This is a genomic window from Cytobacillus sp. Hm23 (genome assembly GCF_051842895.1).
Lineage (GTDB): Bacteria > Bacillota > Bacilli > Bacillales > SM2101 > Nanhaiella.
In genome coordinates this window covers 13195-30664 of the sequence record NZ_JBPXRQ010000039.1, presented here as the reverse complement: position 1 = coordinate 30664, position 17470 = coordinate 13195, and the positions used below count along the sequence as shown (strand labels likewise).

17 protein-coding genes and 3 pseudogenes are annotated in these 17470 nt (G+C 33.5%); 14 read left to right on the top strand and 6 right to left on the bottom strand.

The window, feature by feature from the left end; genetic code table 11:
• Positions 1-97: 97 nt before the first annotated feature.
• Positions 98-445, bottom strand: coding sequence for an IS110 family transposase (locus tag ACSVDA_RS19500; RefSeq protein WP_485885361.1), 348 nt, complete (start codon positions 443-445; stop codon positions 98-100).
• A gap of 721 nt (positions 446-1166) precedes the next feature.
• Here ACSVDA_RS19500 and ACSVDA_RS19495 point away from each other — a divergent pair.
• The gene (locus ACSVDA_RS19495) at positions 1167-1475 is read left to right on the top strand and encodes a hypothetical protein (RefSeq protein WP_485885359.1); all 309 of its coding nucleotides are present in this window, start codon (positions 1167-1169) and stop codon (positions 1473-1475) included.
• A 139-nt stretch (positions 1476-1614) separates the two neighbouring features.
• On the opposite strand, the gene ACSVDA_RS19490 is transcribed toward ACSVDA_RS19495, so the two are convergent.
• The 3 genes from ACSVDA_RS19490 to ACSVDA_RS19480 all read right to left on the bottom strand — a co-directional run bounded on the left by ACSVDA_RS19490 (position 1615) and on the right by ACSVDA_RS19480 (position 3964).
• The gene (locus ACSVDA_RS19490; RefSeq protein WP_485885357.1) at positions 1615-2106 is read right to left on the bottom strand and encodes a hypothetical protein; all 492 of its coding nucleotides are present in this window, start codon (positions 2104-2106) and stop codon (positions 1615-1617) included.
• Between the two features lie 685 nt (positions 2107-2791).
• Complete coding sequence (locus ACSVDA_RS19485; RefSeq protein WP_485885355.1) at positions 2792-3418, bottom strand: GyrI-like domain-containing protein; 627 nt, start codon at positions 3416-3418, stop codon at positions 2792-2794.
• 192 nt (positions 3419-3610) lie between these two features.
• Positions 3611-3964, bottom strand: coding sequence for a DUF4872 domain-containing protein (locus ACSVDA_RS19480; protein ID WP_485885353.1), 354 nt, complete (start codon positions 3962-3964; stop codon positions 3611-3613).
• 553 nt (positions 3965-4517) lie between these two features.
• On the opposite strand from ACSVDA_RS19480, the gene ACSVDA_RS19475 reads away from it, so the two are divergent.
• The 10 genes and pseudogenes from ACSVDA_RS19475 to ACSVDA_RS19430 all read left to right on the top strand — a co-directional run bounded on the left by ACSVDA_RS19475 (position 4518) and on the right by ACSVDA_RS19430 (position 13566).
• Positions 4518-4757, top strand: coding sequence for a hypothetical protein (locus ACSVDA_RS19475; RefSeq protein ID WP_485885351.1), 240 nt, complete (start codon positions 4518-4520; stop codon positions 4755-4757).
• 12 nt (positions 4758-4769) lie between these two features.
• Positions 4770-5195 (top strand): annotated as a pseudogene (locus ACSVDA_RS19470) (DUF4275 family protein); the annotation flags it as partial.
• A 294-nt stretch (positions 5196-5489) separates the two neighbouring features.
• Positions 5490-6413 carry a phosphotransferase family protein gene (locus ACSVDA_RS19465; protein ID WP_485885349.1) on the top strand — a complete coding sequence of 308 codons (924 nt, stop codon included), beginning with the start codon at positions 5490-5492 and terminating at the stop codon, positions 6411-6413.
• Positions 6414-6667: 254 nt separating this feature from the next.
• Positions 6668-7063 carry an NUDIX hydrolase gene (locus tag ACSVDA_RS19460; RefSeq protein ID WP_485885347.1) on the top strand — a complete coding sequence of 132 codons (396 nt, stop codon included), beginning with the start codon at positions 6668-6670 and terminating at the stop codon, positions 7061-7063.
• Positions 7064-7189: 126 nt separating this feature from the next.
• Positions 7190-7747, top strand: a complete 558-nt coding sequence (locus tag ACSVDA_RS19455) for a sigma-70 family RNA polymerase sigma factor (RefSeq protein WP_485885346.1) — start codon at positions 7190-7192, stop codon at positions 7745-7747.
• Complete coding sequence (locus tag ACSVDA_RS19450) at positions 7744-8766, top strand: DUF4179 domain-containing protein (protein ID WP_485885344.1); 1023 nt, start codon at positions 7744-7746, stop codon at positions 8764-8766. Before ACSVDA_RS19455 ends, ACSVDA_RS19450 begins: the two co-directional genes overlap by 4 nt.
• A 497-nt stretch (positions 8767-9263) precedes the next feature.
• Positions 9264-9461, top strand: coding sequence for a LexA family protein (locus ACSVDA_RS19445; protein WP_485885342.1), 198 nt, complete (start codon positions 9264-9266; stop codon positions 9459-9461).
• 598 nt (positions 9462-10059) lie between these two features.
• The gene (locus ACSVDA_RS19440; RefSeq protein ID WP_485885340.1) at positions 10060-11673 is read left to right on the top strand and encodes a Kelch repeat-containing protein; all 1614 of its coding nucleotides are present in this window, start codon (positions 10060-10062) and stop codon (positions 11671-11673) included.
• A 118-nt stretch (positions 11674-11791) separates the two neighbouring features.
• Positions 11792-12118 (top strand): hypothetical protein, encoded by a 327-nt coding sequence (locus ACSVDA_RS19435; protein ID WP_485885338.1) that lies wholly within the window; start codon positions 11792-11794, stop codon positions 12116-12118.
• A 269-nt stretch (positions 12119-12387) separates the two neighbouring features.
• Positions 12388-13566: an RCC1 domain-containing protein gene (locus tag ACSVDA_RS19430; RefSeq protein ID WP_485885336.1), complete on the top strand. Its 1179-nt coding sequence runs from the start codon at positions 12388-12390 to the stop codon at positions 13564-13566.
• 327 nt (positions 13567-13893) lie between these two features.
• On the opposite strand, the pseudogene ACSVDA_RS19425 reads toward ACSVDA_RS19430, so the two are convergent.
• Positions 13894-14184 (bottom strand): annotated as a pseudogene (locus ACSVDA_RS19425) (IS200/IS605 family element RNA-guided endonuclease TnpB); the annotation flags it as partial.
• 25 nt (positions 14185-14209) lie between these two features.
• Between ACSVDA_RS19425 and ACSVDA_RS19420 the strand changes: the two are divergent.
• The gene (locus tag ACSVDA_RS19420; protein ID WP_485885334.1) at positions 14210-14347 is read left to right on the top strand and encodes a hypothetical protein; all 138 of its coding nucleotides are present in this window, start codon (positions 14210-14212) and stop codon (positions 14345-14347) included.
• Between the two features lie 2 nt (positions 14348-14349).
• Positions 14350-14457: pseudogene (locus ACSVDA_RS19415) on the top strand (tunicamycin resistance protein); the annotation flags it as partial.
• Between the two features lie 488 nt (positions 14458-14945).
• Here the strand turns inward: ACSVDA_RS19415 and ACSVDA_RS19410 are convergent.
• Positions 14946-15977, bottom strand: coding sequence for a YVTN family beta-propeller repeat protein (locus ACSVDA_RS19410; protein ID WP_485885332.1), 1032 nt, complete (start codon positions 15975-15977; stop codon positions 14946-14948).
• 1150 nt (positions 15978-17127) lie between these two features.
• Here ACSVDA_RS19410 and ACSVDA_RS19405 point away from each other — a divergent pair.
• The gene (locus ACSVDA_RS19405) at positions 17128-17427 is read left to right on the top strand and encodes a hypothetical protein (RefSeq protein WP_485885331.1); all 300 of its coding nucleotides are present in this window, start codon (positions 17128-17130) and stop codon (positions 17425-17427) included.
• The last annotated feature ends 43 nt before the right edge of the window (positions 17428-17470 follow it).

Here is a 17470-nt window from a genome sequence, read left to right as displayed (position 1 = left end):
GTACGTAGGTTCCCGTGAGGAAATCATGTTGTCTACTAAGATTATGTAGAGTCTATGTTTGAATACTTTTCCTTTGATATGCTTCTAGGTCTTCCTTTTAATATAACTCACACAGATGGTAAGCATCGATCGCATCAGTTTTGACTTTTCGTAAACTAACTTTCTTAGATTTGTATGAAATTACTGTATTAATTAAATAATAGGTAACATCATGGTGTTCTAAAAACTGTAAAACAGGCTCGTGATAGTGTCCAGTTGAATCGAATATCGCGCAAGGTGGTTTTCCTACTTTTTTCTCAACTTCTAGATAAAACAAGTGAAAATCATGTAAGCCCATTCTAGTATGCCGAAACTTAAAGCTTTTTTTGTATGGATTTTTCCTTTCTAAATACGCTTGAACTTGGCTTTCTCCTTTAGCGACATCCAGGCCAATGACTGGATCCATAATGTATCACTTTCTATAATATATTTGCCGGTAGCCCCCTAACATAACTTGTAGTTTCATAGCTTCGCTTGTTGTACGGGGTTTATGCTCCAACCAGCCTCAAACATGTTTCTACAAGTAGGAGGTGAACCGTATTGCCGACGGGATCGAGTAGCGTTCTACCCCGACTACCTTAAGATTAATACCTATTTATAATAGGTCAACCAGAAATGTTACGATTGGTTAATAAACATAATGAGCATTGTGGTTACTAAAGCAAAAAACGCCCCAAGAATGGAGGGCGTTCACATGAAGAAACTTAGCTTAAACGGATCGTTTCTTTCTGAAAAACTCTCCTATCAAGTAAATGATGACCACAAGTATCACCGAAAGTATAGGAAATACAATAAATGCTAAGATTTCCAATATTAATCGCTCCAAACATGTGTTTTTTATGTTATAGAAATCCTTACCATTTATTATATAGCAAAAAATTAGATTGTAAAATTAATGAAACATAATAGCAATTATGTATCCTCCCGATATTTTCGAGAGGCGCCAAATGGCTGGATATAAGGTGTAACTTATAGAATACAGTGTATGCAATTTAACTTTGTAAGTTTGTTGTTTTTGCCAAGAAAATAAAATTGTACATCAGCCTACTGTGATAAATACACACATCCCTATACAATCATATATTCACAAGCATAATATGGAGTATTAATTGCTAGGAGGTGTTCAAATGGCTAGCTATAAGGTATCCACATCACCTTGTGGTTGTAAGTCTTTAGTTAAAGAAGAGGTAAAGGAAATTGTATCAGAAGTCACAACCTGTGATTGTTGTACGAGGGATTTACAAGCAAATTTATTAAGTATCTTTCCTCCGGGTTCATCTGTTTTAATAGAACTTAAAAATGGTGAATTTGCTTTTGCAACAAATGAATTTATTATTCAAGAGTTAAGGGGAACAGTATTAATTGGAACAGTCAATGATGGCCCTGCGATGATTCTTTTATGTGACATAGCTACATTAGGAAATCCGTCCTTATAGTAAAGAAAACCACAGTTAATAAAAAAAGAGAAACTAACTGTGGTTATTACATAGTAGTAAATCGTTTACTAAACACAATGATAGTTGTGTTTACTAAAAAAAGGATTGCCCTTTATAAGGTCTTAACAAGGGCAATCCTTTAAACACACATTTCCGTTGTTATTGTGATTTGCCATCCACCTGCAATATCACCTTGACCCAATCCATTATTATCGAAAATAAATAAAGACCATATACCATTCGGGTCCTCAGAATTAAAAATACTTAATTGTGGACTATGAGGAGCTGGCGGTGGGGGATTATCTGGGTCTATTGTTGGTTTAAAAGTACCAGAAACAATTGGAGTAGGGATAATATCCTCTGCATCATCAGTAAGCGTAAGTGTAACGTTACTAATTGGGATAGCCAATCCTATATCGTTCATAAGAAATATTGTAGAACCACTAGGGGATAATAGAAGGATTTGTATATCATTTGGATTTGAATGGCTTAATTCAATAATTGTAACAGTGACTTTAGTAATTGTCCCTTTTAAGCCAGTAACGCTGATGTTTGATGGATAAGGTGTTGCGATTGCACCTTGATTAATAGTGATTGGGTTTAAATTAGTAAAAGTTTTTGTAAATGACACGCATTTTTTCTTGGAATTACAACCACATTTAGATTTGGAATATATATATGACAATATTTCACCTCCACTTCATATAAAACTATATACTTTATAAGATGCAGAGAGTTAGAGATGTGTGTAGGTTTATAATACAATAAAAAAGCTGATTTTAGTAAACACAAGATAGATTGTGTTTGATAGGGGGATGGGGGATGTTCAGAAGATAAAAGAATGAGAGATTAAATGTAAAACATGTTAAATCACCTCATGTTACTCAACAACATGGCACATTTGTAGAAGATAGACAACAGAATGATAAACTTTTATATATTATTAAATAGTCGATATAAATTTAGAATCAATTTTGATCAATCTTTTTTTCAAAATGAATTCTTTTTGTTAGCTATAGAATGTGAGTTTAGGTGAGGTTTTTGATCAAACTTTTTTCAAAACCAACAATTTATGGAAAGAATAAATTTCTATAAAATCATTCTATAATTATTATACCAATCCCCAAATGATTGGGATGCAAAAAAATGTTTCTTTTCAAATTTCTGACAACCATTTCCTAAGTGTACTTAATGTATATCATATAACTAAATGTCTTTAATGTACCAAATTAGAGGTTCATAGATTTCACTCCCACTGTATATTTCTTGGTTTTAAGTGAAAAATCTATTTATCTATTGTTAAATTATCGAGAAAACTACCCTCCAACTTCAAAAGCTAGAACAGTTTTTAGTTTATCACTGCTTACTCTTCTGAAATCACTTAAATAAATTTCTTCGTGATCTCTTGATTTACGTGTATACCCATTTTCCTTAATATATGTTTCCATTATTTTAAATGTTTCGATTTCCGTATCAAACGATCCAATGTGCATCATTACACAATGCTTTTTAGATTCTCTAGTGATTAAAGCTACTTCATCAAATTTAGGATTATTCTTTTTAGCTGATACAATACTTCTTGCTTTTTCAAAATACTTTTGAGAAACAAATTCTGGCATCATTATTCTAAGTTCCCATTCAAAAACACTTTGATCCACACCATCGTATTCTGCTCCATTTATTGTACTCCAATGTCCTTCTAGTGGCGGACAAACAAAACGGTTAAAATTTGGTATTTGTAAGTCATCATTTGCGTGACTCATTGAAATTGTATAGGCAATACCATATAAAGCTTGAATTGATTGAATAAACAAGTCGCTTCCTGGTGCGCCTTCCCCCCTAATTGCTATAAACTGTAAAGTGGGTATATCTACAACTGCTGCTTTTTTAGCTGATGCTTTGTATACCATACTATATACCTTTTTATAATCTATTTTATCCATTTTATGCTCCTTCTTAATCATAATTTGTTAGTTAATTGATATAAGTCTGTTAATGCTATAATTCATCCTTGCATATTGATTTTATTAGCTCAGACATATGGGGAAACAATTCTCTATCAATTGTTTCAGATAAATTCCATAATAAATTTGCTAATGTATCCCATTTATCTGAATTTGCAAGATACTTAGTACCTAAAGGTTCATTTCTTTGCTGTTAACTATTTCATTTGCCTGAATTAAAAAATTGCCATACACCTTTCTAAAAATACTTCCACCAGTACCACCAGCCTCATTGATCATTAAATAATTTGGCATTCCTAATATTTCTAACTTTTCGTCGAATTTGTCCTCCTTCATTATCTCTTTACTAAATTTATTTATACCTTTCAAACCTGAAGTTATACTATTTAAACCATATATTTTAGTAGATGGATTTAACATATTAATACAGGTTTCTCTTATCGTTGAACATATGGCTGAGGAAGTTATTTGCATACACTTATTAAAGTTTATCTCTTGATACTTATCCGGTTCTTTATTATCCAATATATTGTATGTTTCATTAAATACAGATTTATATTGACGCTTAGATTTACATTTAATATCTATTTTAAGTCTTTCAGTAAGTTAATTATCTAACTCAAATGGCTTTGTTTTTCCAAATATCAGTAGTCATTTAGGAATATTGATAGATGAAAAAGATAGTCCCGAACATTCCAACAATCATTTCTTAAGTAATTGAATAATTATTGTACTCTACTTGTTTTAGTGCATTTGTTATACAATGTTTACCACCGCTTGTTTTAAAGTTATTTACAAGTTTCTGTGGATTTTTTCTGCTCCTCTGATTCTATCATCGCACTGAATTACGACAGGGTACGTCGTAAATAAAAAAGTTTTTGGTAAAATGTACACAAGGACGCATGTAATATCGTTAGAATATGAACCCGCTCTTGAGTATTGCTTTAATGTTTAATGACCTCTGTACTTATTTAACAAAATGGCGCGAGAATGTAGTTAAGGGTATCCAGACTACATTAATGGAGAACTATATTTTTTAGAATATTGTGTTATAGAAATGTTATATTGAGGTGAAATAATGAATAGAGAAAAAGAACAGTTGCAAGCAATTATTGATGTACTACCTGAAAAAGCAGTTACTGAATTGTTATATCATGCTGAATTTACTAAAGGAAGATACGACTTTATTAAGGGTTTTACGGATAAAGGAGTAATTGCTACAGATTATGATGGTGCATATTTACGAAAACAGTGGGAAGAAGCATTTGCGAATACCATTAGTAAATCGAGGAAATATGATGAAATTTATTTTGATTAATTTTTATGGCATGTTTTTAGTTATAATGATTTGTCTTGTAAAAAAGGAGAAGAAGCAAACGCAGCGTTTACTGAGGTTAAGAAAGAAAAATGTTTCGTATTTTACCAAAATCATAATTATGGGTGGTTGTTAGAAAGGGCAGAAAAAATAAAAATAGAGTATTTTAAAAATGAACAAGATGTTTATGTAGTTGATTCAGATTTCACATGGACTTATGTAAACACACATGAATCGGATTTAGGTCCATACTTTTATCAAAAAACTGTTGGAAATAAATTAAATAAAATACAAAAATTTCAAGCTATATTTGAGTGGGAAAGACGTTTTAATATTCATGCTGAATTGAATAATGAATATAATAAGGTTATCTCTATACCATTTTGTTCTCCACGGAACCATTTTTTTTATTCTATTCACCCTAATCTAACCTATTACTAATGACTAACTAGAAATCCATATTCAACAATATGGCGCAAGAATGTAGTTAGCATATTCCTACTATCTTAAGAATAATACCAGAGGTCAACTAGAAATGTACTGGTTGACCTCATAATAAGAAAATGGTGCAAATTTTAAAGATAAGCGCCATTACTTATCTTAGAGACATATTATTGAAAGATTAATCTTATGAAAATTAAATTAAGTTAAAATAATTTTTGATAAACTATATATATAGCAAGGATTGTTGAACAACACCTATTATGAGTTTTATTTGAGAAAGGGGAGGTTTGTTTGACACATTTAGAACAAAGAATAACTCAAAAAAGATGGAAGTTACTCAATAAAGAAAAAATAGAAGGTATATATGCAGGAAATATTTATAGAATTCAAGTGTTGGATGGAGAGGATAGAAAAAAGAATTACATATATAAGGAGTATGCTCATGACCGAAATAATGAGGTACATATATATGAAAAGTTAGAATACCTTATTAGGCCATTTAGTAAATTAGTTGAAATATGGAGTTCTTTTCCTCAAGCCATTCTTATGTATGATCTTGAATCTCCTCTAAAAGTAGTTTTTGAAAATTTATCTCTCAATAATAAAAAGGATTTCATTGAACAAATTTTACAAAGGTTATTAGCCCTACATACTTCGAAACTTGATGTAGCAAGGAACGAGTTACCTATACACCAAATGAATTATGAATGGCGTAATTGGTGTATAGATGAAATAAATAAATTAATTATCCAGCACCAATGGGCAAAATTGGATTGGATAGAAACAATAAAATATGCCTATGAACAATTAGAAATAAATAATTATCATGTAAAAAGCCCTTTAGTTTTAACGCATGGTGATACTCATTTAGAAAACATATTTTATTATGAAGGCCAGATTAGTTTTATTGACTGGGAGTGGGCGGCTCTCGGCTCACCACTGAGAGATATAACTATCTTATTACAAGATATTTACGAACCCGAATTAATTCAGTTTATTTTTGACTCGTATAGAACACAATTATATGAGAGGAAAATCAATATTATTGAGAAAGATTATAGAGAAGATTTCAATCTACTTTATGTTGACCATACTACAATGATGTTAGCTTGGGAGATTGAGAAGTATTTTCAAGGCTATATATCTGAAAATAAGATTCAATTTATAATTAATTTTAAAATTGGTGAAATTAAAAGGATAACCAATGAAATCTAAGGCTGTCCTATTAAAAGGGGATTTTCTAGAAGAACTGAGCTTAAAACATAGTTAACGATCTTCAACAAATTGCGCAAGAATATAATAAAGACTATCTTGACTAATTTAAGGATAATGAGTATTTAAAATAGCTCATCCAGAAAAATTACTGGCTAACCTCATAATACGATATGGCGGGATGATATAATATCATTGCGTTTTGTTTGATTAAATTAGGATGTAATTGTTAAAAGGTATTTAACATGGAGGGAAATATGAGAAATAGAGGATCAGTAGTTTTAATTGATAATAAAAAAGTATGTCTTATTAAGAGAGTTGTTGGAGATTCAGTTTATTATGTTTTCCCTGGTGGAGGAATAGAAAGTGGAGAGACACCTGAGGATGGAGCAAAAAGAGAAGCCCTAGAGGAGTTGGGTGTAACGGTTAATATAAGAGAATGCTTTGCAAAAGTTCAGTATAATGGTACACAATATTTTTTCCTTGCTGAGATAACAGAAGGGAAATTTGGTACAGGGAATGGTATAGAGTATACAGATAAGAATAGAAATCGGGGAACTTATCTACCTATGTGGATTGAAATAAATCAGTTATCATCAGTTGATGTTAAACCAAAAGAAGTTGCTACTAAAATTCAATCGCTATTCTACTAAACGGGGCTAATCTTTAATAAAGGTTAGTGTCTTTTTTCATTTTTGGACTTTATTTGAGAATAAACTCTTAAACAGTTCGTTGTACATTATGAAAAAGCTTTTTCAATCAAATAAGGAGAAATAAAAATGAAAAGTTCATCGACAAACTATATCACTAGATTAAAAAAACGAAAAGAAGATGCACTTGAGTATATCATTGATGCGTATATGCCGCTCGTGAAAACAATTGCCACCAAAATTTTATACATGAGACCAGATGTTGAAGAATGTATCAATGATGTTTTTCTAACTGTATGGCAAAATGCTCATCAGTTTCAGGGTAATACACACGACTTTAAAAAATGGATTGGCATAATTACGAAGTACAAAGCAATCGATCGATATCGTCAGGCTGAAAAACGAATCGCTCATGAACAAGCGGATGCCCCTATCGAACAGAAAGCAAGTGCTTTACAAACAGACGTATTAGTCTTGAAACGAGAAGAAAGAAACGCAATGTTATTAGCGATTAGTCAATTAAAAGAAATTGACCGCGATATTTTTATAATGAAATATTATTTGGAGCTCTCAAATAGTGAAATTGCTGACAATCTAGGTCTATCTAAAGCTGCTGTCAATAATCGGTTGTATCGAGGTAAGAAAATATTAGCCACAGATACCAAGTTAAAGGAGCTATTAGTATGAGTATGAAAGAATGGATAAATATGGATGTGGATCAACTTGAGTTATTAGAAGTAACAGACATAGAAAAGGCACGTGTCAAAAAACAATTACTAAAAAGACGCAAAAAATTACCGATTTGGCGTAATATTGCTGTTGCAGCTGTTATCATTGTTGGAGCTAGTACGGCAACAGGTTTTGCATTCCCGTCTCTTGCATCACAAATTCCGTTTATGGATAATGTAATTAATTATTTTATTGATGAAGAACAACATTACAAAAATTTTGAAACCTTTTCTACTGATATTGGTCTTACGCAGACGGATAATGACGTTTCGGTCATGATTGATAACGCGGTATACGACGGCACGAACATTACAGTGTCGTTTGCGATTGAAACAAATCATGATTTTGGAAAAGCGATGAAAATGAGTGGGGGAAACCATTTTAATGTCATTAGTGCAACCAGTAGTGGTGGTAGTTATCAAATTACTAAGATTAGTGATACACACTATGTTGGCTTATCAACATTCACTCCACATTTCAAAGATGAACAATACCCAGAAACAGTGGAAATTACTTGGTCACCTCATACCTTTTATAGTATGTCTAATGATTTGGAGGTTGAGGGGGATTGGTCATTCGACTTTTCATTAGATCGTATAGAGGGAGATATTCAGCTCGTGAATGATACTGTCCAGGACAAAAATGTAAACTTCACACTGAAATCAGTTGAATTCACAGATGTTTCGACGATTATTGCTTATGAGCAAGTTGTGACCGACGAATTACTGAAACAATGGCCAAGTGTAACACCTGTATTCCGAGTTTCAGATAATCTAGGTAATGTGTACGTGAATGAAACTGGTGGTAGTGGTGTTTCACCTGATAATGGGAAGACCTTTGAAGGAATGACAACATTCGGTACAATACAAGAAGGTGCTAGTCAGCTTATCATTCAACCAGTTGAAATCGCAAGTCTAATGTCTGGACAAGGTCATATCGAAATTGAGCTCGATCCGATTGTTATTCAGTTGAAATAAAGGAAAACGTGAAAATGTTTTTCCACAAACTGGTGCGATTAGCTCGATTCTGTGATAAAAAAGTCCTTGCGTTCTTAAATAATTGTAAATAGAAGTAATTAGATTCATAGTGGGTAAAATAGTTATGAAAAATGTACTTATGAATAATAGTGTATAGATAAGAGAAGTTAAAGTGAAAAATTTTATAAAGATTAACCTTACAATATCTAGGGAAGAGGTGCCAAATTTAAGGCAGTCCTCTTAAAAAGTGAACACCAAATGTAAGAGTTGCATAGGATAAAACATACCATGATTGCCTTCACGAATTCACTCCCTACCCACACCAAATGGATAGGGAGTACATATTTTATATCCGAGGCAGAGTATATTAGTCACCTTACACCTCAAATCCTTACTTTTTTAAAGTAGGGCTTTTTTTATTTTTCATTTTTTGGCTAGCGAAAAGAATGTATGTTCGTTTGCAATGTAGTTAAATGCAGTTATAAGGAGCATAAATTATGTTAGATGGAATGACAAAAACAGAAATAAAAATGTTGGACAAAGAGAAGAAAGTGTTAAAAGCTATAGAAAAATATCTAAATCTTTATAATCGTACACCGTGCATGAGAGAGATCGGGCGAATGACTGAAATTAAATCGTTAGCCACTGTGTACGATGCTCTAAAGCGATTGCAACAAAAAGGTGTATTAAGTTAGGAGTCAAAAAGACATAAAACAATAACGTTATTAGATAAATAATGCCTTGCTACTCAAGTAAGGATTTTTATTTTGCATTTAGTTATAGACAGTACGTTAACGAAAAGATAATTTTTCTGAGTGCGTTTTAGCAACACTATCAATCACAATGGACATTGTAGTTAATAGTATTCATTTTAGAATACACATTTATAAAGGGATATTATGGTATATTAATTGATGGATATGACTCAAAATACTTTTACAGATTTATATTTAAGGAGCTTATCTACGATATACGACAAATAGCTTGAAAATTTATTACTTAAGTCACAATCATAAATGACTTAAGCCACATGTTTAATTTTCAAAACATTCTTATGATAAACAATATAGCTTTTTGCACAATAAATATTTCAGAAGATTCAATAGTATTTTATATACTTACATAAAATCAATTTTATTGATCAATTTAAATGATAATAATGAGTCTATTAGTTGCAATTATTAATGAAATGTCTTTGATGAAAGAGGGAACAAATCTATGAATACTCCCATTTCACACCATAGGAATAGTCTATTGTTTCAAAAATAAATTATAGGAGAGATCTTTAATAAAATGAAATTAACTAAGAAATTACTTATGTCGTTAGTCATAGCAATAACAATGTCGTTATCAGTATCATTGCTACCTGCCTTTGCTGAAGGAAGCTGGGACAATGTTTCTAAAATGCCTACTGAAAGAATGGCTTTTGGGGTCGAAATAGTTACTGGAAAAATTTATGCAATTGGAGGCTTTAATAATACCGGAGTGTTAGGTACTGTTGAAGAATATGATCCGGAAACAAACACATGGGAAACAAAAGCCAGTATGCCTACAAATAGAGTGTCATTTGAAGTTGTAGCAGTAGATGGTAAAATTTATACAATTGGAGGTTATGATTATACTATTGAGAAAGTTTTTGATAACGTTGAAAAATATGATCCAGAAACAGATACGTGGGAAACAAAAACGAGTATGCCTACAAATAGAGCGTCATTTGAAGTTGTAACAGTAGATGGTAAAATTTATACAATTGGAGGCTATGATACTTCTACAGGGGAATTTTTAGATACTGTTGAAGAATATGATCCGGAAACAGACACGTGGAAAACAAAAACAAGTATGCTTTCAAATAGAGCCGGTTTAGAAGTTGTAACAGTAGAAGGTAAAGTTTATACAATTGGAGGCTATAATACTACTACCGAGGAATTTTTAGCTACTGTTGAAGTATATGATCCGGAAACAGACACGTGGGAAACAAAAACGAGTATGCCTACAAATAGAGCCTTATTAGAAGCTGTAACAGTAGATAGTAAAATTTACGCAATTGGAGGCTATAATACTACTACCGATGGATCTGTAGATACAGTTGAAGAATATGATCCAGAAACAAACACGTGGGAAACAAAAACGAGTATGCCTACAAATAGATACCAATTTGAAATTGTAACAGTTAATGAGAAAATCTATGCAATTGGAGGCTTGAAATCTTTTTTTGAATCTTTAGATGCTGTTGAAGAATATGATCCGGAAACAGACACGTGGGAAATAAAGACGAGTTTGCTTACAAATAGAGATGGAATAGGAGTTACAACAATAGACGGGAAAATCTATGCTATTGGTGGAGGAGATGGTTGGGATACATATCATAATTCAGTAGAAGTTTATACACCAAATTATGATATACCAGTTATAACAAATCCGACCAACCTAGTAGCAACTGCTGAAGATTCACAAGTAACTCTTACATGGGATGAAGTTGCAGATGCAGACTATTATATCGTAAGACGCTCTACAACATCAGATTTGGAATACGAAATACTAGAGGATGAAGTTCAAGATATAAGTTTTATAGACACAAACGTAGAAAATGATACAACTTATTATTATGTTATAACAGCAGTAAATTTAATAGGCGAAAGTGAATATTCCAACCAAGCATATGCAACTCCTGAAGCTAGTGGTATTGATGACAAAGATAGAGCAATATTAACAATAACATTGGTTACTGGCCTAGAAAAAGAATATGTTGTCTCAATGACAACAGTAAATGATTTTATAGATTGGTATGAAAGTAAAGCAAATGAAGAAGAAGGCTCAGCAACATTTGCAATTGATACTACTAGTGACGGAAGTAAAACTGATTACATTATTTTTGATTCTGTATTAATCTTTGAAGTTGCTAATTAACTTAACCTTGTAAAGCCTCATAAATGAGGCTTTCTTAGTAAACACAAGTGATATTTAGGTTTCTAAATAAACTAACATTAAAGCATGAAAATACATTGATATGTAGGCAGGTGAAATTATGGAGAATATGACTAATTCCCTTGATTACTATAAAGGACAGATTGTATTAATTAAAACAACTATTGATGAACTAATTTATTGTAAGGTAAATCATAAGGTGCATGCCAATAGTGATAGTTATAATGTTGAGGCCTTAAAAGAAGAAGGCGGATTATTTTATGATAAGGTAATTAATCTTAATCAAGTACAGAGAATATGTGTTTTACCACTAGATCTGCAAAAAGGTATAGAATTAACAGTTAACTATAAACCAACATTTAACTTTAAAGAAACAGCAAAACTTTCTTCGATTGTTAGTTTTGGGGAAATAGGTGATAAAATCTGAAAAATGCTATGAAACTAAATATAAATCGATTAAGAATCTATTAAAAAGAAGGTCATGATAGACAAATTGACTATTAATTTTTAGAATCTAGCTAAAGCAAGAAGGTATAAACACTATGTATGTGTTTGAGTGGCCTTTGTTAGGAATGATAGTCCTTGGTCACGTATATACGTTTATGTCAAAAAGCTAAAAATTCATAAAAGAATTCTGAAGGAAGTATTTTAATGTACTAATTACAGAAATTAATCAATATTTTGGAGGAATATACGATGAAAAAGAAAATAGGGGCTGGAGATAAATTATCTGATATTAAACAAATTTCACTCGGATATAGCCATTCGGTAGCGTTAGCAAGTGATGGAACAGTGTTTACTTGGGGAGATAACGGTAACGGCCAACTGGGAGATGGAAGTAAGACTGATCAAGATAGTCCTACAGCGATCACGTTCCCCGGAGACGTTACCATCAAACAAGTAGTTACAGGAATGTCTCACACAATAGCGTTAGCAAGTGATGGAACGGTGTTTACTTGGGGAAATAACCAAGATGGCCAGTTAGGAGACGGGAATAGCGGATGGGGAACAAATCAACTTAGTCCGGTAGCAATCACCTTCCCCAGAGGAGTCACCATTAAACAAGTAGCGGCAGGGGGCAGTCACACAATAGCATTGGCAAGTGATGGAACCGTATTTACTTGGGGAGATAACAGACAGGGTGAGTTGGGAGACGGGAATAGCGGATGGGGAACGAATCAACTTAGTCCGACAACGATCACGTTCCCGAGAGGAGCCACCATCGAACAAATTGCGGCACGATCTGGCCAATCAATGGCGCTAGCAAGTGATGGAACGGTGTTTACTTGGGGAATGATCAGTAAAGGAAATTGGGTAGGTTCGGATACTCAAGCTAGTCCTACAGCGATCCCATTTCCTGGAGGAGCCACCATCGAACAAATAGAGGCAGGAGCCTCTCACAAAATAGCAATAGCAAGTGATGGAACGGTGTTTACTTGGGGATCTAACGATGACGGCGAACTGGGAGACGGGACTATGGGAACTATTGAAGCTAGTCCGATCCCAATCCCGATTCCCGGAGGAGCCACCATTGAACAAGTAGCGGGAGGAGTTTGCTGCACAATGGCATTAGCAAGTGATGGAACAGTGTTTACTTGGGGATTGAACCTTTATGGTGAGCTTGGAGCTGGGAATATAGAAACTAATCTAGTTAGTCCTACAGTGATGCCAATTCCCGAAGGTGTCCTTATCGAACAAGTAGCGGCAGGGAATTCTTACACAGCGGTGCTAACAAGTGATGGAACTGTTCTTGCGTGGGGAAGGAACTATTATGGTCAGCTGGGGAACGGGGATAAGGGGACCGATCAAGCTACTCTACAAACAGTAATATTTCCTGCAGATGCGAGTGCTGGTGATCCAATTTCAGGAGATTAAATTAAAATTTATACCGATAATGTAAGAAGTGATACTATAAGATAATTAGAGTTTTAAAGTCTATTCAGTGGATATTGTAGAATTGAGATTAAGTCACGATGTTCAAAAAAAAATGCGAAGGTATTCTCCTTTGGATAAGGCGTTATCAAGACCTAAACTAAATAAAATAAATAAAGGGGCATTACATATTTTATGACTAATATGTAATGTCCTTTCTTATTCCTGAATTGGGCCATATTGTGGAATAACAAAATTTTGATTAATCTTTTATTAATTATAAATAGTAGGAAGATTCCTATATATAATAGACTTAATTAGTTGCTAAGGTCCCATATCAACGCCAATGGCTGAGTTTGTTTTTTCTAAAGACTGAACTTTAACTTCTGCAAAAAGAGAGACAAAGTATTTCCCACTCGGATTATGTCTAATCGTCGCATTGATAATACGACCGTCAACATCTCGACTTTTTGCAAACTTAACAAGTCCAAGTTTAGGTAATTTAATTTTATTATCGACAATGGCTATGTTTCAATTTGTATATTTGGTTGTGTACGATTGGACTTTATTCTTTTTAGATTTGAATCTAGGGATGTCATTTTGCTTTTTGAAAAAAACGGTTCTAAGGCGTAAGGAAGATTAAGCAATGAAAGAGCATATAAAAAAAGACATTTATATTCTACTAAAAGATATTCATGAAATAGTCGATACTATTTTACCAAATGCAAAAATTCGAAGGCATTTGTTTTGGCGGTATTCTATTAGTTGGAAAAAAGAAGTGTGAAAATGATTATTTGGATAAATGGAGCGTTTGGCTCAGGAAAAACAACATACACTTATGAATTAAACAAAAGATTACCCAATTCTTTTGTTTACGACCCTGAAAAACAGGGTCAATGCCCTACCCAGCCTCAAACATGCTTCTACATATAGGGAGTGGACAGTATTGTGGACGGGATCAAGTCCCACTGGCGCATACGTCCTACCCCGACTACCTAAAGAATTGCCTATAAAAAGATGGCCAACCAGATATAATATCAATCTAGATGACCTTATAATAAGATATGGCGCATATCTGAAATATAGATATGTGCCATTATTCATTTTATGGCGATATTGTAGAATAACAAGTCTTTTTGATTAATCATTTAGTAGGTTATAACTTGTAGGAACTGGCTTAATTAGCTGACTCAGACTATATAAAAACATATTAATCCCATTTCCGTTATAGGAGAGGGATTTTTAAAGTTCTATACGCAGGATAAGTATTCATCATGGCATGGTATATAGGAATTAGCTAAGATCTTCTGGATGAAACAATGAATGATTTTAGATTATAAGACTTATTTTGTATTGTGGTTACTAAAAATTAATTAGATTGTTTATGTTAATTCTGCTACAAAAGCCAATTTTCCATCGGGCGTGAAAGCAATCCTTCCTAATTGGAGATCTATAGGGATAGTAGCAATCACACTATGAGTTTTCACATCGATGACTGATATTTTAACATCATCTTCATTAGTAACATAAGCGAGTTTCCCATCAGGTGTGAAGGCGACATCAAATGGAGTTTCCCCAACTTGAACAGTAGCAATGACGCTATGAGTTTTCACATCGATGACTGATACTGTGGCATTAAATGCATTAGTGACATAAGCGAGTTTCCCATCTGGCGTGAAGGTGACATCAAATGGTACTTGCCCAACCATAACAGTAGTAATGACGCTATGAGTTTTCACATCGATGACTGATACTGTGGTATTAAATGCATTAGTGACATAAGCGAGTTTCCCATCTGGCGTGAAGGCGACATTTAAAGGAGCTTGCCCAACCATAACAGTAGCAATGACACTATGAGTTTTCACATCGATGACTGTAACAGTATTACCTTGTTTCGAGTCACTATTAATCACGTAAGCGATTTTGCCATCAGGTGTGAAGGCGACAACATTTGGGTTGAGGCCAACCATAATAGTAGCAATGATGCTATGAGTTTTCACATCGATGACTGTAACAGTATTACCTTGTTCAGAGTCATTATTAATCACGTAAGCGATTTTGCCATCAGGTGTGAAGGCGACAACATTTGGGTTGAGGCCAACCATAATAGTAGCAATGATGCTATGAGTTTTCACATCGATGACTGTAACAGTATTACCTTGTTCAGAGGCACTATTAATCACGTAAGCGAGTTTTCCATCAGGTGTGAAGGCGACATCAATTGGACCTTGCTCAATCAGAATAGTAGCAACCACTTTAAGAGTTTTCACATCAATAACTGATACAATATCATCATCAAGATTTATAACATAAGCCAGCTTACCATCTGGCGTTACAGAAACACTTGATTTGCCTGCTGGTAACAAAGTAACGATAACTCTATGAGTGCTCACATCAATAACAACAGTAGCCACCAAATCACCTCTTCAAAATTATTATTATTACCATAATATGAGGAGAGTTGTTGAACAATAATTAAAATTGGAATTTAGACTGATTACCATTAAAGATAATGAAGATTTTAGGAAACTCAAGAATAATTCAGTCGATTATCGAAAATTATGTAAACTCTCTCCCTATTGACTGGATAGGGAAAGAGATATTTGAACTTACAGGAAAGCACCTGTATTTCACTATATGAAACAATATATCAAGGAGATTGGACACATCTCATACATTTGTAAAGAAATTATGTAACCTCCCCTGATCCGATCATATAAAGGGGTATACCTATAAAGGGAGGCTTAAGTGGAATGGTGAGTCACCGTACACAATACTTTATTCGGAATTTAAGTATAAAGTACGTGCGTATGTACTAGTCAGATAAATTATTTTATAGAACAAATAAGCATTGTGGAAAAAGAAAAAATTCCTCCATACTCAGAAGCGGAAGGAGAATACAGAGGAATTGCCATAACACTCCCTGTTTGTTCGTAAAAGGAGGATACAGGAAGAGAGTGATGGTTATGGTGTACTTCTATGTTATGTAAGATTCTTACGTAAGCTTGTATTAATGTGCTAAGACAAATAAATCATTTTTATAAGACTTAATAAGCATGGAATCGATTAACAATAAAACCTCTCTATCCTTGACCGGTGGACGCGGAGGAAGTAGAGAGGCATTATTCGAAAAAAAGGAGATACGACACTATATGTTTATGTAAATATAAAACTGGGAGATTGGATATTTGTCATATAGCGTTTAAAATATGTAACCTCCCTGTTTCGATTAGTAAAGGAGGGATGCCCAGGGAGGTTTATATGAGTGTAGTTGGCCGTACATTATGTTATGCAAATTATTTATGTATGTACTAGGTAATACATACAAGTTTTATAAGACTTAGTAGCAATTATGTATCCTCCCGATATTTTCGAGAGGCGCCAAATGGCTGGATATAAGGTATCAACTTATAGAATACAGTGTATGCAATTTAACTTTATGAGTTTGTGTTTTTGCATAGAAAATGAAATTGTACATTAGCCTACTGTGATAAATACACACATCCCTATACAACCATATATTCACAGCATAATATGGAGTATTAATTGCTAGGAGGTGTTCAAATGGCTAACTATAAGGTATCCACTTCACCTTGTGGTTGTAAGTCTTTAGTTAAAGAAGAAATTAGGGAAATTGTAACAGAAGTCACAACCTGTGATTGTTGTACTAGAGATTGGCAAGCAAATGTCCTAACACTTTTCCCTCCAAATACAGTTGTTGAAATACTGTTTAAAAACGGTGAGAGTAGGACAGTGGTTGTAGATTCATTAATAGGGACATTATTAGTTGCTTCAACTGGTGGTGGAGATAGAGAAGTAGCTTCATTGTGCGATGTTTCAGATATAAGGGAAAGTACATTTTAAAACCAGTGAACCCGTGATGAAATGTGTTTAATCTATTAAGATG